Annotated in this window: 17 protein-coding genes and 1 pseudogene; 12 read left to right on the top strand and 6 right to left on the bottom strand. The window is 39.7% G+C overall.

All coding sequences use genetic code 11. The features are described 5' to 3' along the window. Positions 1 to 87: 87 nt before the first annotated feature. From fabD to G399_RS0107920, 10 genes are all read left to right on the top strand, one after another. On the top strand, positions 88 to 1,005 hold the full coding sequence (gene fabD / locus G399_RS0107875; protein WP_006011478.1) for an ACP S-malonyltransferase: 918 nt from the start codon (positions 88 to 90) through the stop codon (positions 1,003 to 1,005). A gap of 22 nt (positions 1,006 to 1,027) precedes the next feature. After that, positions 1,028 to 1,765, top strand: coding sequence for a 3-oxoacyl-ACP reductase FabG (gene fabG / locus G399_RS0107880; protein ID WP_006011479.1), 738 nt, complete (start codon positions 1,028 to 1,030; stop codon positions 1,763 to 1,765). A gap of 189 nt (positions 1,766 to 1,954) precedes the next feature. After that, complete coding sequence (gene acpP / locus G399_RS0107885) at positions 1,955 to 2,194, top strand: acyl carrier protein (protein ID WP_006011481.1); 240 nt, start codon at positions 1,955 to 1,957, stop codon at positions 2,192 to 2,194. A gap of 76 nt (positions 2,195 to 2,270) precedes the next feature. Next, positions 2,271 to 3,515, top strand: coding sequence for a beta-ketoacyl-ACP synthase II (gene fabF / locus G399_RS0107890; protein WP_006011483.1), 1,245 nt, complete (start codon positions 2,271 to 2,273; stop codon positions 3,513 to 3,515). Between the two features lie 141 nt (positions 3,516 to 3,656). Then, positions 3,657 to 4,526, top strand: coding sequence for an aminodeoxychorismate lyase (gene pabC / locus G399_RS0107895; RefSeq protein ID WP_006011485.1), 870 nt, complete (start codon positions 3,657 to 3,659; stop codon positions 4,524 to 4,526). After that, positions 4,523 to 5,596 (top strand): endolytic transglycosylase MltG, encoded by a 1,074-nt coding sequence (gene mltG / locus G399_RS0107900; RefSeq protein WP_006011486.1) that lies wholly within the window; start codon positions 4,523 to 4,525, stop codon positions 5,594 to 5,596. The genes pabC and mltG overlap by 4 nt, the downstream gene beginning before the upstream one ends. Next, entirely contained in the window at positions 5,596 to 6,264 is a 669-nt protein-coding gene (gene tmk / locus G399_RS20395) for a dTMP kinase (protein ID WP_006011487.1), read from the top strand. Before mltG ends, tmk begins: the two co-directional genes overlap by 1 nt. After that, positions 6,264 to 7,256 (top strand): AAA family ATPase, encoded by a 993-nt coding sequence (locus G399_RS0107910; protein WP_006011488.1) that lies wholly within the window; start codon positions 6,264 to 6,266, stop codon positions 7,254 to 7,256. Before tmk ends, G399_RS0107910 begins: the two co-directional genes overlap by 1 nt. A gap of 71 nt (positions 7,257 to 7,327) precedes the next feature. Next, positions 7,328 to 8,107: a TatD family hydrolase gene (locus G399_RS0107915; protein WP_006011489.1), complete on the top strand. Its 780-nt coding sequence runs from the start codon at positions 7,328 to 7,330 to the stop codon at positions 8,105 to 8,107. Then, complete coding sequence (locus tag G399_RS0107920; RefSeq protein ID WP_026843572.1) at positions 8,100 to 8,864, top strand: pyridoxamine 5'-phosphate oxidase; 765 nt, start codon at positions 8,100 to 8,102, stop codon at positions 8,862 to 8,864. The genes G399_RS0107915 and G399_RS0107920 overlap by 8 nt, the downstream gene beginning before the upstream one ends. A gap of 142 nt (positions 8,865 to 9,006) precedes the next feature. Here G399_RS0107920 and G399_RS0107925 read toward each other — a convergent pair whose 3' ends face one another. The 6 genes and pseudogenes from G399_RS0107925 to G399_RS0107955 all read right to left on the bottom strand — a co-directional run bounded on the left by G399_RS0107925 (position 9,007) and on the right by G399_RS0107955 (position 14,112). Next, positions 9,007 to 9,474, bottom strand: a complete 468-nt coding sequence (locus G399_RS0107925) for a hypothetical protein (protein ID WP_006011491.1) — start codon at positions 9,472 to 9,474, stop codon at positions 9,007 to 9,009. Positions 9,475 to 9,501: 27 nt separating this feature from the next. Then, positions 9,502 to 10,107, bottom strand: a complete 606-nt coding sequence (locus tag G399_RS20400) for a protein-methionine-sulfoxide reductase heme-binding subunit MsrQ (protein WP_226988967.1) — start codon at positions 10,105 to 10,107, stop codon at positions 9,502 to 9,504. Beyond that, positions 10,102 to 10,716 (bottom strand): annotated as a pseudogene (gene msrP / locus G399_RS22510) (protein-methionine-sulfoxide reductase catalytic subunit MsrP); the annotation flags it as partial. The gene G399_RS20400 and the pseudogene msrP, both read right to left, overlap by 6 nt. 80 nt (positions 10,717 to 10,796) lie before the next feature. Then, positions 10,797 to 12,131 (bottom strand): anti-phage deoxyguanosine triphosphatase, encoded by a 1,335-nt coding sequence (locus G399_RS0107945; protein WP_006011499.1) that lies wholly within the window; start codon positions 12,129 to 12,131, stop codon positions 10,797 to 10,799. A 45-nt stretch (positions 12,132 to 12,176) separates the two neighbouring features. Beyond that, entirely contained in the window at positions 12,177 to 12,767 is a 591-nt protein-coding gene (yfbR, locus tag G399_RS0107950) for a 5'-deoxynucleotidase (RefSeq protein WP_006011500.1), read from the bottom strand. A gap of 130 nt (positions 12,768 to 12,897) precedes the next feature. Continuing rightward, positions 12,898 to 14,112, bottom strand: a complete 1,215-nt coding sequence (locus G399_RS0107955) for a pyridoxal phosphate-dependent aminotransferase (protein ID WP_006011501.1) — start codon at positions 14,110 to 14,112, stop codon at positions 12,898 to 12,900. A gap of 171 nt (positions 14,113 to 14,283) precedes the next feature. Here G399_RS0107955 and G399_RS0107960 point away from each other — a divergent pair, with 171 nt between their 5' ends. Both G399_RS0107960 and G399_RS0107965 read left to right on the top strand, forming a co-directional pair. Next, on the top strand, positions 14,284 to 14,814 hold the full coding sequence (locus G399_RS0107960; RefSeq protein ID WP_006011502.1) for a lecithin retinol acyltransferase family protein: 531 nt from the start codon (positions 14,284 to 14,286) through the stop codon (positions 14,812 to 14,814). Positions 14,815 to 14,938: 124 nt separating this feature from the next. Beyond that, entirely contained in the window at positions 14,939 to 15,733 is a 795-nt protein-coding gene (locus G399_RS0107965; RefSeq protein WP_006011503.1) for a DUF2189 domain-containing protein, read from the top strand. Positions 15,734 to 15,747 lie beyond the last annotated feature (14 nt).

Genomic DNA, 15,747 nt, shown 5'->3' on the forward strand with positions numbered 1-15,747 from the left:
TAAAAAACCATCAATGATGTATTGCGCTAACCGCATTAGCAGTAAAACTGTGATTAATTAGAAACACACAATAGGTAGGATGGACAAATGAGTAAAACAGCATGTGTATTCCCAGGACAGGGGTCGCAAAGTGTTGGAATGCTAAAACAACTGGCCGAACAGTTTTCTGTTGTGACAGACACGTTCGCCGAGGCATCAGCAGCTTTGGGTTATGATTTGTGGAAGGTCGTGCAAGAAGATGATGGGACACATTTAAATCAAACTCACATTACACAACCCGCATTGTTAACCGCCAGTGTAGCTGCTTACAAAGTGCTTATATCTAAAAAGAACGTTTTACCCACGTTTCTAGCGGGGCATAGTTTAGGAGAATATTCAGCGTTGACGTGCGCGGGTGTTTTTTCATTACCAGACGCAGTAAAGCTAGTGCGTGCCCGTGGCGAGTTTATGCAACAAGCTGTACCTGCAGGAACCGGCGCTATGTATGCCATTATTGGTTTGCCGGACAGTATTATTACTGATATTTGTGCGCAAGTATCGCTTGCGACAGGACACGTTGTCTCAGCGGTGAATTTCAATTCACCTGGGCAAGTGGTTATCGCGGGCCAATCTGACGCAACCGATAAAGCCAGCGTATTGTGCAAAGAAGCAGGGGCAAAGAGGGCGTTGCCTCTTGCGGTTAGCGTACCTTCTCATTGCGCCTTAATGAAACCTGCTGCCGAAAAACTAGCCGAACTATTCAATGATATTACCTTAAAAAAACCACTAATCAGTGTCGTCAATAACGTTGACGTTAACATTGAAAGTGACTCAGATAAAATTAAAGATGCGCTTTTACGACAACTTTATTTGCCTGTTCGCTGGACAGAGCTAGTGTTGTATTTGAGCGATCAAGGTGTAAGCGATATTATTGAAGTTGGTCCTGGTAAAGTGCTCACAGGCCTCAATAAAAGAATTAATAAAAGTTTAGTGTTGTCATCTTTTAGTCAACCAAGTGACTTATAACGTTTTAGTGGAAAGGTAAATAATGTTTAGTTTAAATGGAAAAGTAGCCTTAGTAACGGGTGCAAGCCGAGGCATAGGAAAAGCAATTGCCGAACAGTTAGTTTCAATGGGCGCTACTGTTATTGGCACTGCAACGAGTGATAATGGCGCTTCTGCTATTGCAGCGTATTTAGCTGCAAATGGCACCGGAAAGGTACTTAACGTAAACAATGAGAGTTCAATGACTGACTTGTTAACACAAATTAATGAAGAGTTTGGTAGCGTAGATATTCTGGTTAATAACGCCGGTATTACTCGCGATAATCTATTGTTACGGATGAAAGACGATGAATGGAACGATATTATTCAGACCAATCTAACGTCTGTCTTTAAGCTATCAAAAGCGGTTTTGCGCGGCATGATGAAAAAGAGACACGGTCGAATTGTGAATATTGGTTCGGTCGTTGGTTCAACCGGTAATGCGGGTCAGGCTAACTACGCAGCGGCGAAAGCAGCAGTAATAGGATTTAGTAAATCATTGGCTAGAGAAATTGCTTCTCGCGGTATTACGGTCAACGTTGTTTCACCGGGTTTTATTGATACTGATATGACGAAGAACCTAACCGATGATCAAAAAGAAGCGATATTTAAAGATATTCCAGCAAATCGATTGGGGTCACCAAACGAAATTGCGGCAGCTGTTGGATTTTTGGTCAGCGATGAAGCTGGGTATATTACAGGCGAAACTATTCATGTGAATGGTGGCATGTACATGTCATAGTTGCTTGTCTATTGTTTTAATTGCAAATATAAGTAAAATAGCAAAAAAAGAGTCTGTTTTAGAGGCCGGCTCTGTAGTAAAATTGTGGTTAGACCACAGTCATTATTGCGGGAATGTCTTGCAAGCAGCCGGGTAGGCAAATAAACTACCGTTCAAATTTTTATAAGCACGTAAAGGGAACAAGAGATTATGAGTAACATCGAAGACCGCGTAAGAAAAATCATTATTGAACAACTTGGTGTAAAAGAAGACGAAGTAAAATCTGAAGCCTCGTTTGTTGATGATTTAGGTGCAGACTCTTTAGATACTGTTGAGCTAGTAATGGCTTTAGAAGAAGAATTTGATACTGAGATCCCTGATGAAGAAGCAGAGAAGATCACGACAGTTCAATCAGCTATTGATTACATTAACGCTAACAAAGACGCGTAATTGAATCTTTAGAAAAACGGCTCTTTATGGGCCGTTTTTTCATTTCTGAGTTTTACAAAAAAGTATGGAGACTATCATGACTAAACGTCGTGTAGTGGTAACCGGTATAGGAATGCTAACCCCCCTTGGTAATGATGTTGATACTACATGGAACAACATTTTAGCAGGCAAAAGTGGTATTGCTGACATCACTCGATTTGATGCAAAAGCGTTTTCGACTCAATTTGCAGGAGAAGTAAAAGACTTCAATCCTGAGGACTATATTGCGAAGAAAGAAACCAAAAAAATGGACCGTTTTATTCAGTTTGGTATTGCTGCGGGTATTCAAGCCCTGCGTGATGCTCAGATTGATATTGAAAAAGTGGATCCGGAACGAATTGGTGTTGCCATTGGTTCAGGTATTGGTGGATTAGAGTTGATCGAAGAAAACCACAGTAAGCTTTTAAATAGTGGCCCTAGAAGAGTCTCTCCATTCTTTGTTCCATCAACAATTACAAACATGATTTCAGGCTTTCTTTCGATTATGGAAGGTTTGAAAGGCCCAAATATAAATGTGGTAACAGCCTGCACTACAGGTGTGCATAATATTGGTATTGCTGCACGACTAATTGCATATGGTGATGCTGACGGTATGCTAGCTGGCGGGGCTGAAGCGGCAATAACGCCTCTGTCGATCGCAGGTTTTGGTGCCGCTAGAGCGTTATCTACGAATAATGACAAGCAACAGCAAGCGAGTCGTCCTTGGGACAAAGACAGAGATGGATTTGTAATGGGAGAAGGTGCTGGTGTTGTCATGTTAGAAGAATATGAACATGCGAAAGCACGCGGCGCTAAAATTTATGCAGAGCTCGTGGGCTTTGGTATGAGCGGTGATGCTTATCACATGACATCTCCTCCTGAAAATGGAGAGGGTGCGGCCTCTGCCATGAAGAATGCCCTTAAGGATGCCGGTATTGCAGCCAAAGAAGTGGGTTACATTAACGCTCATGGTACGTCAACACCGGCTGGAGATGTGGCTGAAGTTAGTGCTGTGAAAAGTGTTTTCGGTGATGCAGCAAAAAGCGTAAAAGTGAGTTCGACCAAGTCGATGACGGGTCATTTACTCGGCGCTGCTGGGTCGGTTGAAGCTATCTTCACTATACTAGCATTGCGCGATTCAATAGCCCCCCCGACGATCAACTTAGATAATCCAGGCGAAGGTTGTGACTTGGACTTTGTTGCAAATAAGGCTGCAAAATTTGATTCTGATTACGCATTGTGTAATTCATTTGGTTTTGGTGGAACTAACGGTTCACTATTGTTTAAGAAATGGACGGCGTAATTTCTGGTTTATTTTGATGAAAAACTAGTTACGAATGAGCACAATTTGCTATGATAAAAAGCCACGGTATCGTGGCTTTTTAGTATTCGCTGCAGTAAGGGGAATGACATTGAATAATATATTTAAGATCATGGTCAAAACATGACAAACCTATCGGGTTTTATAATAACTAAGTCACCTACATTAAAAAATCGTGCGTTAAATTATGGTGACGGTTGTTTTAGTACCATGTTAAGTAATAAAGGTCAGGTTGAGTTACTCCATAGACATGTCATGCGATTACTCACAGATGCAAAAAAATTACATATATTAAATGACGAAGTGATATTTACTATTAACGACTTAAAAGTACTTATCAATGATTTTGCTTTGAATAGTTATAAATTAAGTAATAAAAATGACCAAGCGGAATACCAAGTAGTTAAACTATTAATTGCTAGGGGAGACAGTGAACGCGGATATACACCGTCATTGCATAGTTCTGTGGTGTTGGTGCCAAGTTCACAAAATTATCATCGGATCGCAAACAGAACCGTGGGTTTAGGGCTTGCTAGAATGACATTAGCAGAGCAGCCGATATTATCAGGCATTAAACATTTAAATAGATTAGAACAGGTGATGGCTAAAATTGAACTGACTGATCACAAAGGCGTTGATGACTTAGTACTAACAAATGCAAAAGGCATCATGATTGAATTAACGTCATCCAATTTGTTTTATTGTATTGACGGTCAATGGCATACGCCCTGTTTAGATAAATCAGGTGTTAACGGCGTTATGCGACAATTTGTATTAGATTATATGCAGCGTAATAAGATTTCTTGCACGGTTTGTGAAATGAATGTGTCAGCATTAGCATTTGCACAAAGCGTATTTAGTTGTAATGCAGTGACACAAATAGTGCCCGTTTCTTTCCTTAACATGAATGGCAATTGTATTAAGTTTGAGACCCAATCGAGTCAACTATTAGCACAAAAAATTTCAGTTGAAATAGTGCAGGAACAAGTATGAAAAAATTTGCTATTTTTGCCTTAGTATTGCTCATTATTACGGTTGTAGTTTCTTTTTATGTTTATCAAAATATTGACCAATATGGTGTTGAAAATAAATACGCCGGCACTGCTAACTCAACGTTAACTATTCAGTTGAAAGCAGGCGACTCAGGTACGTCAGTATTAAATAAGTTGAAAGAAAAACGTGTTTTTGGAAATCCACTATTTGCTAAATTATGGTTAAAACTTCATCCACAATACAGCACTGTAAAAAAGGGGTATTACGAATTCGCTTCTGGTGCGAGTATTGAAAGTATTTTCTACGCTATATCGCAAGGTAAGGTAAAGCAGTTTTCAATTGCATTAATCGAAGGACTTACATTAACGCAATGGCTAGCATTATTAGCCAATAATGACGCAGTTAATTATGACATTGATGATACTAAAGCGTTATATGATGATGTTGTCGGCTTTGTTAACAACAGTGAGGCGAATGAAAATGTAGCGAATTTTGATACTTCCTTCTGTCTCAATGAATATCGTTCTTTGGAAGGCTGTTTATTGGCTAATACTTACTTTTTCGATTATCAAACAAGTGCTTCACAGATTATCAAACGTGCTTATAAGAGTATGCAAATAGTAATCAATCAGCAGTGGCAGGAACGATATCTTGATACCGCATATGATTCGCCTTACGAGATGCTGATTATGGCCTCTATTATTGAAAAAGAAACCGCTGTTGAAAGTGAGCGAGGATTAATATCGGGTGTGTTTGATAACAGATTAAAGCAAAACATGCGCTTGCAAACCGATCCCACGGTTATCTACGGGATTGGTGAAACTTTTGATGGTAATTTGACACGAAAGCACTTGAGACAGAGAACTCCTTACAACACCTATGTGATTAAAGGCTTGCCAATTACACCTATCGCGATGGCAGGTCCCGCCTCTATTCAAGCTGCTGCCAAGCCTGATATAACACAAGCAATTTACTTTGTTGCCAAAGGTGATGGAACTCATCAATTCTCAGAAACTTTAGCCGAACATAATGCAGCCGTTCGTAAATACCAATTGAAAAAAGGAAAGTAATGAACCCATCATTTATTGTTGTCGAAGGGTTAGAGGGTGCAGGAAAAAGCTCCGTCATTGAATTAATTCGTTCATTTTTAGTGTTCAAAGGGCATGCAGTTGAGTGCACCCGTGAACCTGGTGGCACGCCCATGGCTGAAGCAATACGAGAATGTGTGAAACAAAGTTGGGATGAAGTTGTTACCCAAGAAACTGAGCTATTGTTAATGTACGCAGCGCGCAGTCAATTAGTGGAAAATAAAATCAAACCTGCTATGTCTGCAAACAAATGGGTTATTGGTGACCGCCACGATATGTCCTCCGCTGCTTATCAAGGAGGAGGGAGAGGTATAGATCTAAGTGTGTTGAATGCTTTACGAACAATGACATTAGGAGATTTCGAGCCTGATTTAATTCTTTATTTAGACGTTGAACCAAGTGTTGGACTTGCTAGAGCGAGAGGGCGGGGTGAATTAGATCGCATCGAGTTATCAGGTTTAACATTTTTTGAAAATGCTCGGAAAACGTATAAAAAATTAGTCACTGCGTCAAATAAGGCGATCGAAATAGATGCGATGCAAACCATGGATGAGGTGCATTCTGATGTAACAATTGTGCTTCAAAATTGGTATGCAAGCTATCTACTAACTAGTCAATCCAATGGTGACAATAATAGTAGGAAAACATAATGTATCCTTGGTTGGAAACTACTTTTAACGCATTAATGTCGCGCTATCGAGCGGCTAAATTACACCATGGTTTGTTGTTTATAGGTGTAGCAGATGTAGGAAAAACACAACTTTGTCATTCAATAGCGAAGGCTCTTCTGTGTAAATCAGTGTCATCTAATACTCATGTTAAACCTCAAAACGCCAGCCATTTTGAATCTGATGACGCTCTTGCGCAGCCTAACAAGACAGCGCAGCCTAACAAGACAGCACAAGAGGCCTGTGGAATATGTAAATCGTGTTTATTAATTGACGCAGGCTCACATCCAGATTTACATGTTATTACCACAGATAAGTCACAAATTGGTATTGATGCTATTAGACAAACAATTGCAAAAGTGACACAAACTGCTCAGCTAAGCGGTAATAAGGTGGTTATTATTCCGCAAATTGAACTCATGTCTGAATCTGCTAGTAATGCCTTGTTAAAGACACTTGAAGAACCAACACCAAATACCTATTTGCTGATGACGACTAACCAATCTCAGCGATTGCTTGCTACCATACTGAGTCGTTGTGAGAAACAAATCATTGCGCTACCTAGTTACGATGAAAGCTGTCATTGGTTGCGCATGCTACAAATACCAGAGCCGAGTAAAGCGGCACTCATCGCCCATGGCTCTTCTCCCATAACCTTTAGGAATGAGTTAGAAGACGCAGATAGTATTGGTTTTGATGACTTCGTAATAACACTAAAAGGCATAATGGAAGGTAACGATACTGCTAATAGAGCCGCTTTAAAATGGCAAGTTGATGCGTCTAAAGTGGCCAAGTGGCTGGCGCAACATTGGCTTGAAATATATAAAAACAAGCAAAATGAATTCGCTTATGAAAACTATCAAGCCTGTTTAATTGCGTCAAAGCGTATGAGCCATCCTGGGCTAAACAAATCGCTAATATTGACCTCATTGTTTGCCCAATTACGTAGTATACAAGTAGCGTCTTTGCATTAGCCTAAGCACTAGAAACTTAACGCATGTTAGTTTATTTAGTAATAGATCCAAATACCTCACGGGAGAACATTTTGTTTGTAGATTCGCACTGCCACCTAGATAGATTAAAGAAGAATGATGACGAACTGGTCGAAACCGTCGCTGCAGCTAAAAAAAGAAAAGTTGAGCACATGCTGTGCGTTGCTGTGTCGGTAAAAGAATTTAATGATATGAAAGCAAAAGTATCAAAGTTTGATAATGTGTCAATGTCTTGCGGTGTGCATCCGTTGCACAATGAAGACGTTTGTAGCTACGATGAATTGCTAGCTAATGTTAAGCAGGATGACGTTGTTGCGGTCGGTGAAACGGGTCTTGATTATTTTTATAGTGCAGAAACAAAAGAGATACAAAAACAGTCTTTCATTGATCACATAAAAGTTGCCAATGTGGTTCAAAAACCACTAATAATTCATACTAGAGATGCACATAAAGATACAATTGAGCTGCTAAATAAACATAGACAGCCTTCGACAGTAGGTGTTCTACACTGTTTCACTGAGTCGCTAGAAATGGCGAGGGAAGCGATGGAAATGGGCTTCTATATAAGCATATCAGGTATTGTTACGTTCGCCTCAGCTAAAGAGTTACAAGATACAGTTAAACAGATACCACTTGATCGATTACTAATTGAAACCGACAGTCCTTGGCTAGCGCCGGTTCCTCATCGAGGAAAGGAAAACGAACCTGCAAATGTGGTTGATGTAGCCTACTTTATTGCGGAGTTGCGGGGTATATCGGTTGCCGAGTTAGCAGCAGCGACGACCACTAATTTTTATAAACTATTTTCAATGGTAGCTAAACCCAATGTCTGATTTTAAATTTCCGAGCTGGAGACAACGCCTTGTAAGAAGTTTGCATGTCAATCGTAGTCAGCCACAATCCAAATACTTTCAAGTTGCAAGCATCTCTGTGGATGGGCTTCCTAAAAATAGGACGATGGTATTTAGAGGTTTTATACCAGATTCTTTGAATTTGATTTCTGTCACAGATATTCGCAGTGAAAAAGTGTCAGATTGGCTATCTACTACCCCAAAAAAGTTTGAAATATGTTGGTATTTTGCCGGTTCTAGAGAACAATACCGTATTGCTGGGCATGTTTCATTAGTCAGTAATGACATACTTAAAGATGAGAGTGGGACTAATTCTAAAAGGCAATCTGTTTTCTTTTCAGAGAAGTTTTTACATCAGCAGTGGGCTAACTTGTCTCGTGGTGCGCAAGAACAGTTTCTTTGGCCCTCACCAAAAGCTCCTTTTGATAGTAAAGCCGGCAATAACATGAATGATGATGGCGAACAATTAGGCGCTACAAAAGCTGATAATTCGGTTAATGCGCAGATTATAAATGACGACGGAGCCGATATTCAGACAAAAGAGACCAGTAATGAATCACAGGTCAGCAGCAATGCGAAAAGCAGTAAAGCTGAAAGTGCTTTTGATATAAGTGACCATTTTTGTGCAGTCATTTTTACTCCTCTATCAGTCGATTACTTAAATTTAAAAGGTACACCTCAGTTGAGGTGTCTGTCTGACTTTGAAAATGATTGGTTAGAAGTCGTTGTTAACGCATAGTGTTAGTAGAAAGATCATCAAAAGTCACACTGTTGAATCTTTCTAATAGCCAGTTTCACCCAAGACAACACTGTAATTTTTGATAACGCCGTTAATATTTAAAAACACTGATTTGATCGTACCTGTATTTTGTGCAAGCCGCTTACGCTTTTTCTAAGTCATTTAATTGCAGTAAATTAAACTCTATTTTATCAGCAATAAAAATCACCTCTGTGCCACTAAATATGGCCATTTGCTTTAGCATTTGCACTTGATGTAAGGGAAGTGTTTCATCGCTGTAAATGACAGCACACGTTTTTGAGAATAGTAGTCGTTCAAGGATGTCGAATGCTGACGATGTTTGTGTCGGTTTAATATTTAACACTAATTTATGTGATGCGGCTAACTTGGTTTTGCATGAAACATGCGCTACCCAACGACTTTTTCTTATGTTCGATTTCTGTAATTGAAACGCAGAGTGGTTAGTAAACGAGACACCCAATAAGTCATCTGGGTTACTTGGTTTAATCAGACTAGAACTCACCATTGAGGACTTCGTTACTAATGAACTTCCTAATGCCTGACTGCCTACATATTGAGTTTGCATATAAGATTGAGTTTGCATTTGCATATGAGTGACCTGCTGTCTGTTTATCCACTATGTGTATACGTACAGTAGTACTGTATAAATAAACATGCAAGTACTATTTGAATATTTTTTAATTCTGGCACGTCTTAAGAACAATAAACAAGCTGTAAATGCCAAGTATGTTGCCGGTTCATACCACGCAGATTTAACCAGCCAAAGGTAGTGCAAGCAATCTAAAACAACGGCTACATATGCCAGGCTATGCAATATGAACCATTTGCTGCCCATGCTTTGTTTAATCCTGTTGACAGAAGTCACAGCAAGCACTATGAGTGTAACTAACGTCACAAATCCGACCGTTATATACGGACGTTTAATAATTTCAGAGATAATTAGTTGTATCTCAAAGTGTAACTCAAAGGCTATAAATACGTAAAAGTGGCTTAAGCAATACAGTGCAGAGTGCAATCCGATAGGGCGCCTGAAAGGGAGCAATTGGGTAAATTTGAAGAACATAGCAAGCGGTCTGATAATCAAGCTGATCACAAGTAAATTGAGCGCACCAATACCGGTAAAGTCGCGTAATGCTTGAACTGGGTCGCCACCAAGTTGGTCGCTAAACCCTTGATCAAATACAATGCCTAACCAAACTAAGATAACTACGTGTGCGAGCAGACGAACTGGCGCGCCGTTTTGACGTGGTAATGTTTTACCGTACATGCCTACCGCTTGGCATGGTTAATGGTTGCATTGCCTCATCGAGCCTTAAGCCTCCAAATAGGGATAATCTACACTACCGCCAGTAAACCGACTACGCTGCCCTGGCATTTGCTTGGGATCATATAGGGTTTGAAAGGTGACGTACTTGGCAATACTTAATGGCTGTGTTTTTTTAAGGATATTGGCTAACGAAAATCCCACCCATGGGATAACCATCGACCACGCCTCCACACATCGCAGTCTATAAATTCTCTCTTATGAATCAAAGGAAGAAAAAAGATCATCATAACAAAGAGTGATAGGCTTTTCGATAAGGCCCTCAATATATAAAGACCAAGGGTCGACTTTAAATGACTGCGAATTTTGTATCGGATGCGCTTTTCCAGTTGCAAATTCATAAAAGTTATTATAACTGGTGGCTTTGTCCATTGGCGTCAGAATATCAGAGGATGCGTTGGTTGCTAATTTTGAAAAATTAAGTGCTGACGTAGTGAACTTGGCTTTATCCTCATCACTAAACCAATCAAATGGCCCTGCAGTCGCTTTTGTTGATGCAGCAAGCAACGTCTCAGCACCGAGGTAGCCTAACTTCTATCACTGACGGCTTGGAGCATAAGACCTACTTCGAGCCGATTATATTTCAGCTAAGGCGTTAATGAGTCTAAAACCGCCCCCGATTTTGGCAAAAACAGGTGGTTATATAACCTAGTTGCGTACTCATCGGTCATCCCCGAAATATAATCAGCTAACACTCGGTGCTTTGCGTTAGCAGAGTCAGCCTCGATCCAACGCTTTGCAGTGTTAGTTGGCAGTAATCTCTCGGGCTCCGAACTGAAGGCTTCAAATAATGCCATTACTATCTGTTGACCTTTGTATTCTAAAAGCTGTAGCTCAGGCTTTCGAATAACGTAATTAAACACAAATGACTTAAAGAGTCCGAGCGCTATTTGATAATTCTTTGCAAAAGAAGCGTTAAAATCAATGAGTTCTGATTCAAATAAATCTTGTTTTTGAATACTAATGGCAGTGATAAAGCAATTGACCAAAGCGCCAATTGCATTCTTTCTTTGATATGGCATAGCACTGAACAAATTGTTAGTTAAAATGTCAATTTCGCTTGATAGCCAAGGGATCTCGAGAGTTTTAATAGGCTTAACTATTTCAAGCTCAAATGAGTCACGCGTAACCATTGACATGACGATAGCATCTTCAAGATCGTGAATTGCATAAGCAATATCATCGGCTAGCTCCATAATTGAGCAGTCAATCGATTTATAGCGTGTTTTAGCATGTCCATCGTCGCTAACTAAAAATTCCTTGAGGCGTTCTTGGTCGTTTTTACAGAATGGATCAAGCACCCAATCTAATGCTTTTTTGTCGCACAAGTATAATCCTTTGGGCGGCTGCCATTGTTTTGATTTTACTAAGCGGTGCGATTTTGGCTTGTCGGTTTTCAAGCTTTGGTTGGTTAACACGCCAATATAATTGGGGTATTTAATTAAGCCTAGCAGTGAACGCCGTGCCAAGTTCATTCCATCCGTTGGGCTATATGTTTCTAACTTGGTAAGAATACGAAATGTTTGTCCATTACCTTCAAACCCACCATGTTCATGCATCATATAATGTAGAGCGATTTCGCCACCATGACCAAAAGGAGGGTGACCAATATCATGTGCCAGACATATACTTTCAATAAGATGTTCATCAAGACCTAGCTGTGATGAGAGTTCGGGCTGTTTCTTAGACAATTGAGCGGTAATACCGGTACCTATCTGCGCTACTTCTAAAGAGTGAGTTAATCGTGTCCTGTAGAAGTCACTAATACCAATACCGAGTACTTGAGTTTTAGCTTGCAGACGCCGAAACGCAGCTGAGTGCATAATACGGGCTTTATCGCGTTGATAAGCATTACGGTGATCACCGTCGCGTTTCTCTAGTCGTGTAAGTATTCGTTCCGTCCATGCATTGCTATGCTTCATATTACCCCTAAATTTTGCGTATTTGAAATTAGCTTGAGTCGATCGCTATTCTGCAAGTTGATCGACGCTGACAAAACACTTTTCCTGAAAAATAGTCAGGAAATAGTCAACTTCAGGCATCGTGTTTCTAAATTCCATAAGCATCTTTTCAAGTCTGGTTTTTACATGTGAAAATTCTGAATTTTGAAAGCGTAGTTCATCACACGCTTTTAAGTACGCTGAAATAAGGTCGGCAGCCTTCACCAGTGCTTTATATTCAGGATCAACTTCCTTTTGCACTAATAAGGGTTTGAAAATAGGCTGCAGCTCAACGGGTAAGGTTTTTAAACATTCTAGCTCCGCCATTTCTTCAATTTTTTTGAATTCACGAGTCAGATCTGGATTGTGATATTTGGTGACATGATTAATGTCCTGTAACTTGGTCTCGGATACTTCGTGATATAAGGCAATAGTGGCTGCTTTTTCTGCATTTAATGTGCCCTTAAAGTAGGTGTTTCTGATAACAGCAAGGAGATGAGCAATAACCGCCACTTGATGGCTATGTTCTGCAACATTTTCATTTTTAACTGCATGCATTAATGCCCATCGTTTTATTAGTGGCATACGTAATATCCATGCTAAAAATGCACTATTCATTTATTTATATTTCCTTGTCGCGCTGCACGCGATTATTAATGTTTATTATTGAGTGCCTGTTATGCATCAATTTAAGCAATTGTTAATATTGAAAGTCAGACAGTCAATACTATGGGCTATTTATAATAGGCTATTGCTGATAACTGTTAAAAAAACTTTTCATTTGTAACAGAGCCGGTGATAACTGTTCTTTATGAGGAAGAAAAACCAATCTAAAGTAGCACCCTTCCTGCAGGTTGAACGCGCTGCCATGAACCAACAATATTTTTTCTTTATTGAGTAAGTCGAGCACCATATTGACATCATTAGAAATATTAAATTTCTTGCTATCTACCTTTGCAAAACAATACATAGCGCCCATCGGTTTTACGCACGAAATACCATCAATATCATTAAGGCCTTCGAATGCTAGATTTCGTTGTGATAACAAACGTCCATCGCCAGAAACTAAGTCATTGATACTTTGATAGCCACCTAGGGCGGTCTGAATTGCATGCTGACAAGGCACATTGGCGCACATGCGCATAGATGAAAGAATGGTTAAGCCTTCTATATAGCTTTTTGCAGATTGCTTGTCGCCGCTGACCAACATCCAGCCTGCTCTGAAACCGGCAACCCGATAGTTTTTACTTAAACCACTAAAAGTGACACAAAATAAGTCAGGTGCAAGCGAAGCAATGCATGTGTGCTTTGCATTGTCGTAAAGTATTTTATCGTAAATTTCGTCACTAAATATAATTAGGTCATGTTTGCGCGCTAAATCCGCAACCTGATTTAATAATGCAACACTATATACCGCACCTGTCGGGTTATTTGGATTAATTAATACAATGGCTTTGGTTCTTTTTGTAATTTTTGATTCAATGTCATCGAGATCGGGAAACCAATCGGCTTGCTCATCGCATCGATAATGCACTGCAGTGCCAGATGATAAATTCACTGCTGCTGTCCACAGGGGATAATCTGGGGCCGGTAATAATACTTCATCACCATCGTTGAGTAGCGCTTGCATTGACAGCATTATCAATTCGCTTACCCCGTTACCCAAGTATATATCCTTCACTTGAATATTTTTGATACCCATTTGCTGGTAATACTGCATTACCGCAACGCGCGCACTGTATATGCCTTGGGAGTCTGTGTAGCCTTGTGCACTGGGTAATTGGTAGATAACGTCCTTCAAAATATCGTCAGGCGCTTCAAAACCAAACGGGGCAGGGTTGCCTATGTTTAGTTTTAAGATCCGCTCTCCAGCCTCTTCCATTTTGTTTGCTTGCTCTAATACAGGCCCGCGGATATCGTAGTAGACATTAGCTAATTTGTTCGAGCGATTGATTTTTGACATTAATTATTGGTCTTAACACTAGATAGGTGATTACCGTTAAGAATAATACAGCTGAGGCCTCCTGTTAAGGGGCGATGACAAGTTTTGTCACATTTATTATTGCTCAAATTATCAACTCTCAACGTATAATAAAGATAATTTTATTAATTTACGGCTAATTTGGAGATTTTTATGCCTGCTCCCTTGTTGTGGTTAGGTGCTGCTTGTTTAGGGTTATATGCTTCAAACAAGGCAACTGATGCTTATTTAAGGAGCACTAATAGCGTCCGTAAATTACCGGGGGAATCCTCAAAACGTATTGTCCCAAGAAATGGCGCTATTGTTACCTGCGGTATTTATGGAGTATTGGACCATACAGGCGTTTGGGTAAATGGTAATATTTTTGAGTTGAGCGGTAAAGGGTTAATTCGTTCAGTGTCTCCAGATCGATTCTTGGATAACAGAAGTGGCAAAAAGATATATGTTGCTTGCGATGAAAATTTTAGATCCTTAGCTGCTGAGGAAGTAGCGCAGCGATGTATTGATAATTTGTATGGCTTGCGCGAATATCATTTGATTGATAATAACTGTCATCAGTTCGTATTAGAAATGCTGACAGGAGAAAAATCACAAATCACAAGTTTTAATGAATTAAATGAAGTACTTTATGCACTTTTCTTAACCAATATCAATTGGCATGAAGCTAATGTTAGTTTTCGTTGAGTAATTTTTGAACTTATTCAGTTTCTGGATTAGTATAAAGCGTAGCTATTGAAGTTTACGTTCAATATCCAAAAAAACTTATACTCCACAATGAATTAATTATTTACGCTTAATAGGAGATGTTATGTCTCAGCAGTTAGAAGAAATGCCAGAAGCCGGGATCAAGGACAGTGGTATCGCTCGGGTTATACCTTGTAAAAAGCTACAATTGTTTGATTCAATAAAATGGTTAGCCCTTGCCTTTGATGATTTCAAACGAGCGCCTGTCATCAGTTTAACCTATGGCGTCATTTTTACGCTCATTCCTTGGTCTATGTATTATTTAATAGATTTGACCGGTTGGTACATGATCATATTTCCAGCGATGGTCTGTTTCATGTTGATTGGCCCCTTCTTGGCAGCCGGTCTGTATGACGTTTCATGGCAATTGGAAAAGAAAAATACGCCATCCTTTACACACTCCTTAAAAGCAATGTCCAGAAACGCTGTAAACGAATGGGGTTTTGCTATATTACTAATGGTGTTGATGATTTTTTGGTTACGTATCGCATCTCTTATCCATGCTTTCTATCCTGAAAATCAAGCATACACCTTAGTAAGCCTTGCTGCGTTTTTGATTATAGGTACACTAGTTGGTGCAGCGTTGACGATATTCGTTTTCTTTATAACCGCATTTACACAACCAATATTGATGGAAAGACGGGTCGACTTAGCAACAGCAGTCCTAACCAGTATGAATGCGGTCTGGCTGAACAAGAGGGCTATGTTCTTTTGGGCATCCATTATTCTGCTATCAGTATTTATCGGTTTTGTTACTTTCTTTGTTGCTTTCTTAGTTATTATGCCAATTATTGGCTATGCCAGTTGGCATGGCTACATAGACACAATTGATGTGAAACGTAAAAGAACCTACGAGTAGGTCCTTTATACAAA

It is taken from the genome of Brumicola pallidula DSM 14239 = ACAM 615, assembly GCF_000428905.1.
Taxonomy (GTDB): Bacteria; Pseudomonadota; Gammaproteobacteria; order Enterobacterales; family Alteromonadaceae; genus Glaciecola; species Glaciecola pallidula.

Coding starts and splice junctions, on each gene's coding strand:
- G399_RS0107920 (WP_026843572.1), top strand. CDS start 8,100: ATGTCTGATTTTAAATTTCCGAGCTGGAGACAACGCCTTGTAAGAAGT.
- G399_RS0107910 (WP_006011488.1), top strand. CDS start 6,264: ATGTATCCTTGGTTGGAAACTACTTTTAACGCATTAATGTCGCGCTAT.
- G399_RS0107960 (WP_006011502.1), top strand. CDS start 14,284: ATGCCTGCTCCCTTGTTGTGGTTAGGTGCTGCTTGTTTAGGGTTATAT.
- G399_RS0107945 (WP_006011499.1), bottom strand. CDS start 12,131: ATGAAGCATAGCAATGCATGGACGGAACGAATACTTACACGACTAGAG.
- fabD (WP_006011478.1), top strand. CDS start 88: ATGAGTAAAACAGCATGTGTATTCCCAGGACAGGGGTCGCAAAGTGTT.
- G399_RS0107955 (WP_006011501.1), bottom strand. CDS start 14,112: ATGTCAAAAATCAATCGCTCGAACAAATTAGCTAATGTCTACTACGAT.
- pabC (WP_006011485.1), top strand. CDS start 3,657: ATGACAAACCTATCGGGTTTTATAATAACTAAGTCACCTACATTAAAA.
- fabF (WP_006011483.1), top strand. CDS start 2,271: ATGACTAAACGTCGTGTAGTGGTAACCGGTATAGGAATGCTAACCCCC.
- mltG (WP_006011486.1), top strand. CDS start 4,523: ATGAAAAAATTTGCTATTTTTGCCTTAGTATTGCTCATTATTACGGTT.
- G399_RS0107925 (WP_006011491.1), bottom strand. CDS start 9,474: ATGCAAATGCAAACTCAATCTTATATGCAAACTCAATATGTAGGCAGT.
- yfbR (WP_006011500.1), bottom strand. CDS start 12,767: ATGAATAGTGCATTTTTAGCATGGATATTACGTATGCCACTAATAAAA.
- acpP (WP_006011481.1), top strand. CDS start 1,955: ATGAGTAACATCGAAGACCGCGTAAGAAAAATCATTATTGAACAACTT.
- G399_RS0107965 (WP_006011503.1), top strand. CDS start 14,939: ATGTCTCAGCAGTTAGAAGAAATGCCAGAAGCCGGGATCAAGGACAGT.
- tmk (WP_006011487.1), top strand. CDS start 5,596: ATGAACCCATCATTTATTGTTGTCGAAGGGTTAGAGGGTGCAGGAAAA.
- fabG (WP_006011479.1), top strand. CDS start 1,028: ATGTTTAGTTTAAATGGAAAAGTAGCCTTAGTAACGGGTGCAAGCCGA.